The organism is Microbulbifer sp. ABM4_008, assembly GCF_056311705.1.
In genome coordinates this window covers 452,156-466,102 of sequence record NZ_CM149970.1, presented here as the reverse complement: position 1 = coordinate 466,102, position 13,947 = coordinate 452,156, and the positions used below count along the sequence as shown (strand labels likewise).

The window sequence follows — 13,947 nt, the reverse complement described above, 5'->3', positions numbered from 1 at the left end:
ATGGTGACACCAAATTAGAACCATCGTACCCTTTTAAGGCGGCAGTATTCGCAGCTATTCTGGCTAAAATGACCCAGATACTGCCGAAATAGACAAGGAATAAAAATTAAAATTAGGAGGCTTTATGCGCCAGCGTGCTCAATAGCCGCTATAAAAAAAGAAGCGTTAGGTTCCAGAAAATCAATTGGAAAAGTGAAAAACCTGTACGGCTATCAGTCGTAGCCACAATGGGTTCCAGCCAATTCACTCAACGCCAACAAGTCAAGGATTTCAACCATTCGACCACTAACATTCACCAGTCCATCTCGCTGAAAACGCGAAAATAAACGGCTCACCGTCTCCGCTGTTAACCCCAAGTAATTGGCAATGTCCGTTCTCGGCATAGAGAGTACAAATTCACGGGGGGAGTAACCACGACATGCATAGCGACTGGAAATATTAATCAACAATGCCGCTAAGCGAGCATCAGCAGCACGCTTTCCCAGCAACATTAAGATTTCATTTTCCTGCCGCAACTCTTCGGAAAAAATGCTATAGATTTGCTGCTGCAGTGCTGGAACTTCCTGAGCTAAGGTTTCCAGTTGGTCAAATGGCAACAAGCACACACTGCTATCTTCCAGTGCCTCCGCATAACTGGGGTGAACCCGACTACTATAAGCATCGAGCCCCAACAGCTCACCAGGAAGGGCGAAATGTGTTACCTGGATATTCCCATCTGCACCAATGACTACTGTTTTGACACTTCCAGAGCGAATCGCATAGAGATTTTGGAAAGGGTCACCTGCTCGATACAAGGTTTCACCCGCTTTAATTACCTTTTTCTTGCGGGTAACACGTTCAAGCCGGTCAATATCCGCCTGCACCAGCCCTGCAGGCAAGCACAAACGCCTGACTGAACAGTTACTACAACTTACGGCCTGCGCTGACTTGGTCATAGCTAGGCAACCAAATTCTTTTACTGACAGTAATACTATTGCCGGCCATGAATCAACTTTTTGACTCTTTCATAACCGGCTTGTCCTGGTAAATACACTCCATAATACTAAGCAACACACATGGTAGTTAGTAACTTGCCCTATGTGCTAAATTCGTAAAGTTAAAAGATAGTTTCACATTAAAAACAACTTTTATATTTTTTTAAAAGTTAAAAGATTAAAACTCAGGTAAAAAGCTTTCGATTACCATTCGTTGCTGTTTTTTGCCATCCTGATCCAAGCCGCTCTTAAAATTGCAAAGTTTATTGGCCCACTTGGATGTTCTGACCCGAATAGGTGGCTCCTCAGCCTGTACCACTTGTAAAACCACGTCGGCTACTTGGTCAGATGTCTGGTATATCTCAGCTGTCTGCTCTGGGCTTCGCGACCTCATACCACCAATATACTGATTGAAGACCCCCTGGTATTCATCTTCGGGATACCCCTGGCTCCGCTCCAACTGCGAAAGCACATTATTGGCAAACTCTGAGTGGATACCACCGGGCTCGACAGCGGTAAAATTAATATTAAAGGCAGGGGTTATATAACTTGCCAGGGCCTCTGTATAACCCTCAACAGCAAACTTTGCCGCACAATACAGCTCATTGAACGGCTGCCCAACTAGCCCACCCACTGACGAAATATTGATAACGTGTCCACTACGAGCTTCGCGCATATGGGGTAAAACTGCTTTAGTGCAGCGAACTACACCGAGGTAGTTCACATCCGTCACCCAACGTATCTCTTCTTCGCTGGCGTGTTCAGTGGTCTTTACAAAACCAGCGCCAGCATTGTTGATCAATAAATCGATACGCCCAGCATCCCGGATAATGGTATCTACGCAGTTCTGAATACTGTCAGAATCTGTTACATCCAATTCCATCACTTCGAGAGCCGCCCCCTGAGGAGCCGCATTTATCAGCTGGTCGGCCTTGGAGAGATCTCTCATGGTGGCAAAGACCCTAAACCCCTGCTTGGCCATTTGCAGCGCCAGACTCTGCCCCAGCCCTGTGGAAGTCCCGGTAATCAAGGCAACCTTACTCATTGCTCTCTCCTCAGTATCCGTTAATCAATCTCAAAATGTAAACTACTCAGTGCAGTATACACATGAATAGCAGTAAGTAAACCGGTCGGTGTATTTTCTGGCAATGAATCTGGCTGCAGCTAAACAATAGGGCTGGCGAGTCAGAATAAGCCGCAAAATAAGCTCCGCCAGCTTTATTCTCAGAGGGTGTAACCTGATACCATTAGCGCCCTTTTATAGCCCAGACAGTTTCTGTGAGTCGGAATGTTGGATAGCCTCCGGCGCATTCACGTTCACAGGTAGTCCCGCAACAAGGTATTTCTATGTCCATTGCCGATTTGAACTTTTTGAAAGCACTGCCAAAAGCCGAGCTTCATCTCCATATCGAGGGTTCACTGGAACCGGAGCTAATGTTCGAGTTGAGCAAGCGCAACAATATTGAAATTCCCTTTTCCAGTATTGAGGAAATTAAAGCAGCCTATAAATTTCATAATTTACAGTCCTTCCTCGATATTTATTATCAAGGCGCTTCGGTCCTGATCCATGAGCAGGATTTTTATGATCTGACCATGGCTTATCTCAAGCGCTGTCGTGAAGACAATGTTGTCCACACAGAGATCTTCTTTGACCCCCAAACCCATACAGAGAGGGGCATTAATATCGGTGTGGTTATCAAGGGCATTAACAGCGCTCTTGATGATGCAAGAAATGAGTGGGGAATAAGTAGTCACCTTATTTTGTGCTTCTTACGCCACCTGAGTGAAGAGGAAGCAATTGCCACCTTGGAAGCGGCAAAACCATACCTCAACTTAATAAAAGGTGTTGGGCTGGACTCTTCTGAGCTGGGTCATCCACCCAGCAAATTTGAAAACGTTTTTGCTATGGCCAAAGAGCTAGGGCTTGAGAGAGTTGCCCACGCTGGTGAAGAGGGGCCTGCCGATTATATCGTAGAGGCTCTCGATCTTCTGGACGTGAGCCGTATCGACCATGGGGTTCGCTGCGTTGAGGACGAAGCACTAATTGAGCGCCTGAAAGCGGAAAATATCCCCCTGACCGTTTGCCCGCTCTCCAATACCGCACTCTGTGTCTACGACAATATGGACCAACACCCCATTTTGTCACTCCTCGAGCGCGGCCTGTGTGTCACTGTTAATGCAGATGATCCCGCTTACTTTGGCGGTTACGTTAATAAAAATTATCTGGCCCTTAGCGAAAGTCTGGGCATGACTAAAGAGCAGGCGAAAAAATTGGCCCTGAATAGTTTTAAAGCGAGCTACATTTCAGAGGCAGATAAAGAAAAGTGGGCGGAGGCAATATCAGCAATCGAAACGGTTGCTGAAGTTTAGTGGATTGGTTAGTGTCCTGACTGACCATAAAGCCAGGACACTATTTCAAAATTCAGTCTTCATCATATCCGCAGTGAGTACCCGCTAGCTCACTGAGCTCAATTAAATTAATAATCTCAACTGATCGGCCACTCACCTTAATTAATTTTTCTCGCTGAAAACGCGAGAAAAGCCGGCTGACAGTTTCCGCTGTCAAACCCAAATAATTGGCGATATCAGTGCGCGGCATCGATAAAACAAACGCACTGTGAGAGTATCCACGGCGAGCGTAACGGCTGGAAATATTAATCAGAAGAGCCGCCAAACGAGTATCGGCAGAGCGCTTGCCCAACAACATTAAAATATCGTTTTCCTGGCGCAACTCTTCAGAAAAAATGCTGTAAATCTGCTGCTGCAGGGCTGTCACCTGCTGGGCCAAAATTTCCAGTTGAGTAAAAGGCAGCAGGCAAACACTGCTGTCTTCCAATGCTTCCGCATAACTCGGATGTACCCGAGTACTGTAGGCATCCAGACCGAGCAGTTCCCCAGGTAAAGCGAAGTGGGTGACCTGAGTGTCACCATCTGCAGCAATCACCACAGTTTTAAAACTGCCTGAGCGAATTGCATAGAGATTGGCAAATGGATCGCCAGCTCGGTAAAGGGTCTCCCCCGCTTTAATTATTTTCTTTCGACGCGTGATCTGCTCTAGCCGATCAATATCAGACTGACACAAACCAGCTGGCAAGCACAAACGCCTGACTGAACAGTTGCCGCAACTAACAGCTGTAGAGGAATCCATCATACTAAACCGGTCGGTAAACTAATTTGCCGCAATTGTAACGGCTGTCGAGCCGTTAGTCTCCTGCCGGTAGCTATAGAACACGTGAATATTTCGCATCTGTTTCTTGACTGTGCAAATACATATCAAATGCAGCGGCAACATTTCTCACGAACCAGCGACCTTCCTCGGTAACAATAATATTTTCGTTATCCTGATAAATTAGACCATCGTCAAACATAGGCTGTAAGCGCGTTAATTCCTCAGAGAAATACTCCTCAAAGGAAGCACCTATACGCTGTTCAACAAGATTTTTATCCAGGCGCAAACGACACATTAATTCACTAATAATCCACTGGCGCAAACGATCTTCATCATCCATTAACCAGCCGCGGCAGGCTGCAGATTTTCCTTCCCCAATCGCCTGTGTATATTCTTTTAAGCGATGTAAATTTTGCCAGTAGCCATCGCGACTGTAGCTGATCGCCGATGCCCCCAGACCGACCAAAGCATCTGCCGGCATTAGGGTGTAACCCTGGAAATTGCGCTGCAGCATACCGGCATGGGCTGCCTTAGCCAGTTCATCCCCAGGACGGGCAAAGTGATCCATCCCCAAAAATTCATACCCCGCCTTACCCAGGTGTTCTACAGCCGCCAGCTGCATCGCCACTTTTTCTGCGGCAGAAGGGATTAAATCCGTATCAATCAGGCGCTGGGCCTTAAATCGGTGTGGCAGGTGTGCATAGTGATAGAGAGCGATGCGGTCCGGTTGCAGCTCCAGCACTTTATCCAAAGTGCGGTGCAGGCTGCTCAGCCCCTGCTTGGGTAGTCCGTAAATCAGGTCGTAGGAAATGGATTCAAACCCGCGCTCACGCGCCGCTACGGTCAACTCCGTGACTTGGTCGGCACTGCAGATACGATTGATTGAACGCTGAACTTCGATATCGAAATCCTGCACCCCCAGGCTCAAGCGGTTAAAACCCAGTTCTCGCAGGGTATCCAGGGTCTCCAACTCAAGGGTACGTGGATCGGCCTCAATACTGTATTCAACCCCGTCGCCAGGGCGTAAATCAAAAACTTCAGCCAGCCCTCCCATTAAGCGACGCATATCACTATCACTCAAGAATGTCGGCGTACCACCGCCCAAGTGCAATTGGGTAACGGGGACATCAGCCACCTTATCCCGGTACCATTGGGCTTCCTGCAGCAAGTGATCCAGATAACTGGAAGCCAATCCATACTGGTGAGTGATTACTTTATTACAAGCACAGAAGTAACAGAGAGAACGGCAAAAAGGAATATGAACATAAAGGGACAAGCTGCGAATATCCTGCAGTGCTGCCCAGGGCTCAATTCCATTTAATGTGTGAAAACGATCGGCGGTAGGATACGAGGTGTAGCGCGGGCAGGGTCCGCTATAACGGGATAAGAGTTCTTCAGACAACCCTCCCACGGGGCTTTTAATCTCTTGCTTCATATTCATTCACACCTCGTTCGGTAGTTTGCTTGGAAATCCGACACAAACAAAAAAGCAGCCACCGGGTCTTCGACCAGAAAACCACAGTGACTGCTCTACCCCAGACCTATTTATTGCTACCTTTTAGAAGCGGTAGCCCAGACCAGCCATGTAAACCAGCGGATCAATATCCACATTGGCAGTCACTTCACCCAGGCCAGGTACTTTGACTTTGGCGTCGGTCTCGATGTCCATCCAGAACACAGACATATTGAACAGCCAGCGTTGATCGGCACCGAAGGTAAAATCGATACCGGCTTCTGCTGCCAGGCCAAATGAATTGTCCAGGGACAGTTCTGCATCACCGGTAGCGCCAAGGCTTTCGAAAGCGCTATCGGCGGTGCTGCTGATTTCTTCATCAAAGAAAGCGGTGTAGTTCACACCCAGGCCAACATACGGTTGAACGTTGGACTGTGGCTCCATCGGATACCATTGAACCAACAGAGTCGGCGGCAAGTGCTTGGTTTCACCCAGGTTGAAGCTGCCCAGGCCCTCGCCTACAACTTCGATATCATGGCTGAACGGTGTCGCAGCAACCAGCTCAAGGCCCCAGTGGTCGCGGAACATGTATACGCCGGTAAGACCCAGAGCGGAGCCATCATCAACGTCAACGCCTGTCTGGGGAATGCTTCCCCCATTCAGGGACAGTGCGCTGGAACTGGTATCGGGTGCTACAGTGGCCATGCCACCGCGCAGAATTAAACTGCCTTGTTCATAGGCCAGTGCGGGTGCAGAAAGTACGGCGGTCAAAGCGGCTGTCGCACAAGCAGTTATACGATTCATTAACTTCTCCATAAAGCGATTAGGCATTTTTCCCGACTCAGGAAGGGCCCCCCTCCAGGCACAATCACAAGTCGCGGACAGGTTACTCGCTGACTGCCTGAGGCTGCTTGATCCAAATCAAGCTGCCGAATTACCTGGAAAAAAATCCATTGGAATGTGCAGCAGCAAGATAATTGCGCTGTTTAAGGGAGACCCGTTTCCGGGAAGGGGCGGGGAAGATAGCGGCTCAGAAAGTCCGAGGGAACCGAGCACTCAACTGTATTTGATACGATCTTGCCAAATTGAGAACTACCGCAAATTTTTTCTTTAGATGACAGAGTTGAGGGCAAGCAAACCAGGCCAAAACTGCACCACTGCCGACATTGCCAGACTGTGGTGCAAGGCCTTTAAGCAAGCGCTAAGTAAGGCTACCCGCCGGGCGCCGGAACATATTCTGAATACTGGAGAAATCCAGTTGCTGGTTTTCCTCACTAGCGCCATGCAGTTGGAAAAGATTTTTCGCCAGGGCTCCCATCGGAGTAGAAGATGCACTGGTTGAGGCGGCATCCATAGCCAGTCCCAGGTCCTTGAGCATCAATGCCACACTGAAACCGCCGGCATAACCCTTTGCCGAAGGCACGCTCTCCATAGTGCCCGGGTAGGGATTGTAGTTAGCCAGGGACCAATTATTACCCGAACTTTCCCGCATAATATCGCTCAGTACCTTGGCATCCAGCCCCTTATCCACCCCCAGCTGTAAAGCTTCTGCGGTACCGGTCATATGGATCGCGAGCAGCAGATTGTTGCAAATCTTTGCCACCTGCCCGGCACCGGCAGCACCGGCGAGAAATATCTTGCTGCCCATCACCTGCAGCGGGGCCCGCGCTGCATCGAATGCCGCTTCATCCCCGCCGCACATAAAGCAAAGCGTCCCCGCCTGTGCCGCAGCTGTACCACCGGATACCGGGGCATCTATCACTTTCAACCCATGCTCCCTGGCAGCCAGGCTGACCAGGCAGGCATCCTCTGCGGAGATAGTCGAACAGTCGATAATCAGGGTATCGGCCGGGAGTTGCTGCAACAACCCAGCCTCTCCCAGGTAGAGCCCTTTCACCGCGTCGCCACTGGGCAACATGGAAATTACGACATCCGCGCCCTCAACAGCCTGTTGGGCACTGTCACAGGGCAGGCAGCCGTCTCGCTGTGCCTGTTCCAGAGCAACAGGGCTCAAATCAAATGCCGCTACGGTATAGCCGGCCTTCGCCAAGTTGGCAGCCATGGGGCCACCCATATTACCCAAACCAAAAAAGGCTATCTTTTCCATAAAAGCCACTCCCTATTTTGTTGTTGGTATCCCTGGCAATTAACAGCCCGGGACGCTCGGTAAATACGATATCTACAGGTCGGCCAGCGGGTGCTCACCGCCCCAGGGTCCCTCAAAGCAGCTTTCCACCTGCGCAGGTGTAATCTGTTCCAAGCTGTCAGGTTGCCACTTGGGTTCGCGGTCTTTATCAATCAACAGCGCGCGCACTCCTTCCTTGAAGTGGCCACTGGCACAGAGGTTTACCGCGAGTGCCAACTCCATGCGATAGATATCCGCCAAGGACAGGTGTCGAGCCCGCTGTAATTGCTCCCACACAATCCAGGGTGTCAGCGGAGAGCCACCTGCCAAAGTGGCAGCTGCCCGCTGCAACCACTTATCCACACCCTGGTATGCACTGATGGCGGCACAAACCTCTGGCAAGGTGGCAAAATCGGTAAGCTGCTGGATTTGGTCATAATGCTCTCGCAGAGCAGACTCAGGCCGCTCCAGAAGGGGCAGCTCCTGGGATTTAAGGCAATTGCTAATTAACTGGTGATTGGCTTCCAGGTTTTCACCAAAACTGAGCCCCGCTAACGCAGACAAGACTGACTCCCGCTGGTCCTGGCCTATCATGCGGTCCGCCATACCGGTAAACAGGGCATCGGCACCATTAAACTGCGCACCGGTCAGCCCCAGGAAAAGCCCGAGGCGCCCGGGCATACGATTCAGGAACCAGCTGCCCCCCACATCGGGAAACAAACCAATCGTAATCTCCGGCATTGCCATGCGAGTGGTTTCGGTCACAATCCGGTGGCTAGCTCCCGCCATAATGCCGATACCGCCTCCCATCACGAAGCCACCGCCCCACACCACGACGGGCTTGGCGTAAGTGTGAATCTGGTAGTCCAGGCGATATTCGCGGGAGAAGAAATCGGTGGTGAAGCCGTAGTCCGGTGTCTCACCATAGGCGGCGGACTCCCGATACAGCGCCACCACATCGCCGCCAGCGCACAGCGCCTTGTCGCCACTGCCATCGATCCAGACTGCTGCGACTTCAGTGTCTTCAGCCCAGCGGTCTAGCTGGGCCGACAACAGATCGATCATGGATGAATTTAAGGCATTGAGAGCCTTGGGGAGGTTTAGTGTCGCGATCGCCAGGGCGCCGCGCCGGGAAAACAACACCGGGGAATCCTGATCCATTTTTATTCGTCTTATAGCTCTTGTACTAGATAGTGTCGCAGTTAAACACAGATCACATTTGACGTCAGCCACACGCGAGTACAGCGGGCTACCTAAGAGATGCCCGGTTGCACTTTTTACGCAAACTGATAAGTTGCGCGCAAAATCTGACCGATTCCAACACCCATTACGGAACCCCAAATGGCCGAATACGTATACACCATGAACCGGGTGGGCAAAGTAGTGCCCCCCAAGCGCGAGATCCTCAAGGACATCTCCCTCTCCTTCTTCCCCGGCGCCAAGATCGGCGTACTCGGTCTAAACGGCGCAGGTAAATCCACCCTGCTGCGCATCATGGCCGGGGTCGACCAGGACTTTAACGGCGAAGCCCGCGCAATGCCCGGCATCAAGGTCGGCTACCTGCCCCAGGAACCGCAACTCGATGCCAGCAAGACCGTGCGCGGCAACGTAGAGGACGGTGTACGCGAAGCCATCGACGCCCTTGCCGGCCTGGAACAGGTCTACGCCGATTACGCCGAGCCCGACGCAGACTTCGATGCCCTGGCCAAGAAACAGCAACAATTCGAAGACATTATCCAGGCCTGGGACGCCCACAACCTGGAGCACCGCCTGGAAGTTGCCGCAGACGCCCTGCGCCTGCCCCCCTGGGATGCGGACGTAAACAATCTGTCCGGCGGTGAAAAACGCCGTGTGGCCCTTTGCCGCCTGCTGCTGTCCCGCCCGGATATGCTGCTTCTCGACGAACCCACCAACCACCTGGATGCGGAATCCGTATTCTGGCTGGAGCGCTTCCTGCACGATTTCACCGGCACTGTGGTTGCCATCACCCACGATCGCTACTTCCTCGACAATGTTGCCGGCTGGATTCTGGAACTGGACCGCGGCCACGGCATCCCCTGGGAAGGCAACTACACCACTTGGCTGGAACAGAAAGAAAAACGCCTGGAGCAAGAGCAGCGCGGCGAACAGGCCCGCGCCAAAGCCATGCAAAAGGAACTCGAGTGGGCCCGCCAAAATCCCAAGGGCCGCCAGTCCAAAAACAAGGCCCGTTTGTCCCGCCTGGAAGAAATGCAGTCCCAGGACTTCCAGGCCCGCAACGAGACCAACGAAATCTACATTCCGCCCGGCGAGCGTCTCGGCGACAATGTGATTGAGTTTAAAGATGTGAGCAAAGGCTTCGGCGAGCGCCTGCTGATCGACAACCTGTCTTTCCGCGTGCCCAAGGGCGCAATTGTAGGTATCGTCGGCGGTAACGGTGCCGGTAAGTCCACCCTGTTCCGTATGATCAGCGGCACCGAGCAGCCGGACTCCGGCGAGATCAAGATGGGTGAAACCGTTAAGGTCGCCTACGTTGAACAGGGCCGTGAAAATCTGGATGACAGCAAGACCGTATGGGAAGCCATCTCAGACGGCCACGATATGCTCAAGATCAACAACTACGAAGTGGGCTCGCGCAACTATGTTGGCCGCTTTAACTTCAAGGGCAGTGATCAGCAGAAGCGCGTAGGCGAACTCTCCGGCGGTGAACGCGGACGCCTGCACCTGGCCTATACCCTCAAGCAGGGCGCCAACGTACTACTGCTGGACGAACCCTCCAACGATCTGGATATTGAAACCCTGCGCGCCCTGGAAGAAGCCCTGCTCAACTTCCCCGGCTGTGCCCTGGTAATCTCGCACGATCGCTGGTTCCTGGACCGCGTTGCCACCCATATCCTCGCCTATGAGGGTGAGAGTGAAGCGGTATTCTTCGAGGGTAACTACACCGAGTACCACGAGGACTTTGTGCAGCGCAAAGGTGAGGATGCAACACCCCATCGCATGCATTATAAGAAGCTTAAGACCTGATCATCGGATCTGTGGTTTGAATGCTATCTGCACCCCAAAAAAAAGCGAGCCAGTGGCTCGCTTTTTTAGTTCCTGACCGATTGGCAATCGGTATCAGTACTATACCCAGGCAGTTTGGGAGATATTGACAACTGATCTCAAGATAGACTGTGTCAAAAATTAAATCAGTTACTTACTCACTCCCTCGGGCACCTTACTCACCACCACCGTTAGACTGGCCTGGATCGATTACGGCCTCTGGGCCCGCTTTAATATCTGTTTCAATGTGCAAGAAGTATATTCCAATTAATAACTATATAACCCGACAAGCTAGTTACTTGACTCTACAAAAGTAGAGCTCATCAGAATCTACTCTGCCCCAACATCTCTCAATTTGGGACTGGATTAATTGCAGAGTCAGGACCGGCCTTAATATCAGTTTCACTATACATAGTGCATATCTCTATTATTAAAACTTGAATACTCGCAGGTAAAGTCTACTAAACGGTGAACAAAAAATTTGACACTCTAAATTGACCTTACCTGACTGCTTTTTTATTTATCAGGTTGAAGAATCACTGCCGGATTCGCTGCTGCCAGAATTCCCAGATGACCCACCACTGCCGCCACCGCCGATCGGAATTGGGTCAACAACCGCCTGGGGGCCCGCTTTAATATCGGTTTCAGTATACATACTGCGTTTTCTCTATCGTTAAATTAAAAGCAATATGAGGTAGAGTCTATCTGCCGGAAAGAACCTCAGCTCAAAAAACGACTCCACCTACCTATTTTTTATTAGTTGGAGGAATCGCTGCTGGATTCACTGCTGCCAGAATTCTCAGATGACCCACCGCCGCCACCGCTAATCGGAAATGGATCAACAACCGCCTGGGGGCCCGCTTTAATATCGGTTTCAGTAAACATACTGCACTTTCTCTATCGTTAAATTAAAAGCAATATGAGGTAGAGTCTATTGACACTGCCGGAAAGAACCTCGACTCAAAAAACCACTCCACCTACCTATTTTTTATTAGTTGGAGGAATCGCTGCTGGATTCACCGCCCTCAGAATTACTGGTGCCACCGCTGCCAGTAACTGGAAATGGGTCAACAACAGCCTGAGGGCCTGCTTTAATATCGGTTTCAACGTACATCTAGTATCTCCATCTAAGTTGGATAAATTATAACTTCGGTAGGGTAGTTATCTGGCTGTACCCAAATACACCCCATCAAAATCTACCCCAACCTATCACCCCCTAACCTGGGATAGGATTTAGTGCGGCATCAGGGCCCGCTTGGATATCAGTTTCAAACTGCATAATGCACCTTCTATCTTATTTATCTGAAATTTTACTACAGCTAACCCAAGGTATCGCCGAGCGAAAAATCGGGGGGATTTACTTACTCCCCACCCTCACCACCACTTTGACCACCTCCGCCACCCATACCGGGATCAATTACAGCCTCTGGACCTGCTTTGATATCGGTTTCAAACTGCATAATGCACCTTCTATCTTATTCATCTGAAAAATTGCTTCAGCGACCCAAGGTATCGTCGAGAAAAAAATCGGGGGGGGAGGTTACTTACTCCCCACCCTCACCGCCGCCTGCAGCTCCACTCCCCAATCCAGGATCGATTACCGCTTCAGGGCCCGCTTGGATATCAGTTTCAAACTGCATAATGCACCTTCTATCTTATTTATCTGAAATATTACTACAGCTAACCCAAGGTATCGCCGTGCGACCCATCGGGAGTACCTATTTACTCTTCACCCTCTTCACCACCCCCGGTACCCATACCGGGATCGATTATCGCTTCTGGGCCTGCTTGGATATCTGTTTCAACGTACATATTAATGTCTCTTTGCAGAATTTATCGTGAGATAACAGGGTAACCAGCTGGCACGCAGCACCGAACTCTCACCCTATTTATGCCTTTTCAATGAGGATTTACTTACTCCCCACCCTCACCGCCGCCTGATGCCCCGCCACCCATACCGGGATCAATTACCGCCTCTGGACCTGCTTGGATATCTGTTTCAACGTACATATTAATGTCTCTTTGCAGAATTTATCGTGAGATAACAGGGTAACCAGCTGGCACGCAGCACCGAACTCTCACCCTATTTATGCCTTTTCAATGAGGATTTACTTACTTCCCACCCCCACCGCCGCTCCCGCTTCCCTGACCGGGATCAATTACCGCCTCTGGACCTGCTTTAATATTTGTTTCAACGTACATTTTGTATCTCCACCTACAATTAATCATCAAACCGGCAGGGCAACTATCGGGCTGCAGTGAAATGCAACCAAATAAAAGTTACCCGGCTCCAATCTTCCTTAAACTGGGACAGGATTAACTACCGCTTCTGGACCGGCCTGAATATCACTCTCAATATACATATCGTATTTCCTTTACCAATCAACAGCCAAACCTAAATTGGTATGACTTAACAAAATCCAACTAAACTGCCAGTAGATTAATTAATTAGGAACCGGGTTTATTGCAACATCCGGTCCCGCTTGGATATCGGTCTCAGTATGCATATCGCATCTCCACTTATTATCAATCAACAGCCAAACCTAAATTGGTATGACTTAAGAAAATCAAACTTAACTGCCAATAGATTGACTAATTAGGAACTGGACTTATTTCAGTTTCCGGGCCAGCACGTAACGCTGTATCAATTTGCATTGTGGACTCCTTTTTAACTCGCAAGAAAAACAGGCGTGAAGTATCAACCTGCTGAATATGAAGAAGCAGCTTTATAGAGTTACTTCAGCGTTGATTACTTCAGGTTGGAAGTGGCGGGTACACGACTTCAGGTCCAGACTTAATATCACTTGCAATGTACATAAAATATCTCTTTTACGACTTAATAAAATCTGAAAACTCGGCGCCATTGAAGCCGCGAATCTTCAATACAAACAATATAAAAACGTAACCAGGGCTTTTACCTGTGTATACAAATAAGCACCCTGGCCTACCCGGTTATACCGGAACAGGACAAATTACAGCTTCCGGGCCAGCCTGAACATCAGTTTCGATATACATATTGCATTTCCTTTAGTTAGTTCATTTCTCAATTGTATCTACCCAATAATTGAGCAGTCACTTGAAGTTCAATCTCACACGGGTATTGGACTAATGGCAGCTTCTGGACCGGCCTGGATATCGGTTTCAATATACATACTGTATTTCCTTCAATGATTAATTTCCCAACTGTGCCTGCCCAATAAGT

General features: G+C 50.0%; 12 protein-coding genes. 2 read left to right on the top strand and 10 right to left on the bottom strand.

Annotated features, from left to right (window positions below):
* Positions 1-212 precede the first annotated feature (212 nt).
* Both fnr (ACYX4J_RS01990) and ACYX4J_RS01985 read right to left on the bottom strand, forming a co-directional pair.
* Entirely contained in the window at positions 213-935 is a 723-nt protein-coding gene (gene fnr / locus ACYX4J_RS01990) for a fumarate/nitrate reduction transcriptional regulator Fnr (protein WP_444896046.1), read from the bottom strand.
* A gap of 217 nt (positions 936-1,152) precedes the next feature.
* Complete coding sequence (locus ACYX4J_RS01985) at positions 1,153-2,019, bottom strand: SDR family oxidoreductase (RefSeq protein ID WP_444896045.1); 867 nt, start codon at positions 2,017-2,019, stop codon at positions 1,153-1,155.
* A gap of 302 nt (positions 2,020-2,321) precedes the next feature.
* Here ACYX4J_RS01985 and ACYX4J_RS01980 point away from each other — a divergent pair, with 302 nt between their 5' ends.
* The gene (locus tag ACYX4J_RS01980; RefSeq protein ID WP_476177757.1) at positions 2,322-3,344 is read left to right on the top strand and encodes an adenosine deaminase; all 1,023 of its coding nucleotides are present in this window, start codon (positions 2,322-2,324) and stop codon (positions 3,342-3,344) included.
* Positions 3,345-3,396: 52 nt separating this feature from the next.
* Here the strand turns inward: ACYX4J_RS01980 and fnr (ACYX4J_RS01975) are convergent, their stop codons facing one another.
* The 5 genes from fnr (ACYX4J_RS01975) to ACYX4J_RS01955 all read right to left on the bottom strand — a co-directional run bounded on the left by fnr (ACYX4J_RS01975) (position 3,397) and on the right by ACYX4J_RS01955 (position 8,882).
* Positions 3,397-4,122 carry a fumarate/nitrate reduction transcriptional regulator Fnr gene (gene fnr / locus ACYX4J_RS01975; RefSeq protein ID WP_444916193.1) on the bottom strand — a complete coding sequence of 242 codons (726 nt, stop codon included), beginning with the start codon at positions 4,120-4,122 and terminating at the stop codon, positions 3,397-3,399.
* 73 nt (positions 4,123-4,195) lie between these two features.
* Complete coding sequence (gene hemN / locus ACYX4J_RS01970; protein WP_444911562.1) at positions 4,196-5,578, bottom strand: oxygen-independent coproporphyrinogen III oxidase; 1,383 nt, start codon at positions 5,576-5,578, stop codon at positions 4,196-4,198.
* Between the two features lie 123 nt (positions 5,579-5,701).
* Positions 5,702-6,400 carry an OmpW/AlkL family protein gene (locus tag ACYX4J_RS01965; RefSeq protein ID WP_476177756.1) on the bottom strand — a complete coding sequence of 233 codons (699 nt, stop codon included), beginning with the start codon at positions 6,398-6,400 and terminating at the stop codon, positions 5,702-5,704.
* Between the two features lie 397 nt (positions 6,401-6,797).
* A complete protein-coding gene (gene mmsB, locus ACYX4J_RS01960; RefSeq protein ID WP_476177755.1) occupies positions 6,798-7,703 on the bottom strand; it encodes a 3-hydroxyisobutyrate dehydrogenase in 906 nt (301 codons plus the stop codon).
* A gap of 72 nt (positions 7,704-7,775) precedes the next feature.
* Positions 7,776-8,882, bottom strand: a complete 1,107-nt coding sequence (locus ACYX4J_RS01955) for an enoyl-CoA hydratase/isomerase family protein (RefSeq protein WP_476177754.1) — start codon at positions 8,880-8,882, stop codon at positions 7,776-7,778.
* 180 nt (positions 8,883-9,062) lie between these two features.
* Between ACYX4J_RS01955 and ettA the strand changes: the two genes are divergently transcribed.
* Entirely contained in the window at positions 9,063-10,727 is a 1,665-nt protein-coding gene (ettA, locus tag ACYX4J_RS01950) for an energy-dependent translational throttle protein EttA (protein WP_444907208.1), read from the top strand.
* Between the two features lie 541 nt (positions 10,728-11,268).
* On the opposite strand, the gene ACYX4J_RS01945 is transcribed toward ettA, so the two are convergent.
* From ACYX4J_RS01945 to ACYX4J_RS01935, 3 genes are all read right to left on the bottom strand, one after another.
* Complete coding sequence (locus ACYX4J_RS01945) at positions 11,269-11,400, bottom strand: hypothetical protein (protein ID WP_476177753.1); 132 nt, start codon at positions 11,398-11,400, stop codon at positions 11,269-11,271.
* Between the two features lie 101 nt (positions 11,401-11,501).
* A complete protein-coding gene (locus ACYX4J_RS01940; protein ID WP_476177752.1) occupies positions 11,502-11,630 on the bottom strand; it encodes a hypothetical protein in 129 nt (42 codons plus the stop codon).
* A 106-nt stretch (positions 11,631-11,736) separates the two neighbouring features.
* Positions 11,737-11,859, bottom strand: coding sequence for a hypothetical protein (locus ACYX4J_RS01935; RefSeq protein WP_476177751.1), 123 nt, complete (start codon positions 11,857-11,859; stop codon positions 11,737-11,739).
* Positions 11,860-13,947 lie beyond the last annotated feature (2,088 nt).

Excerpts from the sequence above, each read along its gene's own strand:
- ACYX4J_RS01985 (WP_444896045.1), bottom strand. The coding sequence starts at position 2,019 with ATGAGTAAGGTTGCCTTGATTACCGGGACTTCCACAGGGCTGGGGCAG.
- ACYX4J_RS01935 (WP_476177751.1), bottom strand. The coding sequence starts at position 11,859 with ATGTACGTTGAAACCGATATTAAAGCAGGCCCTCAGGCTGTTGTTGAC.
- hemN (WP_444911562.1), bottom strand. The coding sequence starts at position 5,578 with ATGAAGCAAGAGATTAAAAGCCCCGTGGGAGGGTTGTCTGAAGAACTC.
- ettA (WP_444907208.1), top strand. The coding sequence starts at position 9,063 with ATGGCCGAATACGTATACACCATGAACCGGGTGGGCAAAGTAGTGCCC.
- ACYX4J_RS01940 (WP_476177752.1), bottom strand. The coding sequence starts at position 11,630 with ATGTTTACTGAAACCGATATTAAAGCGGGCCCCCAGGCGGTTGTTGAT.
- fnr (WP_444896046.1), bottom strand. The coding sequence starts at position 935 with ATGACCAAGTCAGCGCAGGCCGTAAGTTGTAGTAACTGTTCAGTCAGG.
- ACYX4J_RS01955 (WP_476177754.1), bottom strand. The coding sequence starts at position 8,882 with ATGGATCAGGATTCCCCGGTGTTGTTTTCCCGGCGCGGCGCCCTGGCG.
- ACYX4J_RS01945 (WP_476177753.1), bottom strand. The coding sequence starts at position 11,400 with ATGTATACTGAAACCGATATTAAAGCGGGCCCCCAGGCGGTTGTTGAC.
- mmsB (WP_476177755.1), bottom strand. The coding sequence starts at position 7,703 with ATGGAAAAGATAGCCTTTTTTGGTTTGGGTAATATGGGTGGCCCCATG.
- ACYX4J_RS01965 (WP_476177756.1), bottom strand. The coding sequence starts at position 6,400 with ATGAATCGTATAACTGCTTGTGCGACAGCCGCTTTGACCGCCGTACTT.
- fnr (WP_444916193.1), bottom strand. The coding sequence starts at position 4,122 with ATGGATTCCTCTACAGCTGTTAGTTGCGGCAACTGTTCAGTCAGGCGT.
- ACYX4J_RS01980 (WP_476177757.1), top strand. The coding sequence starts at position 2,322 with ATGTCCATTGCCGATTTGAACTTTTTGAAAGCACTGCCAAAAGCCGAG.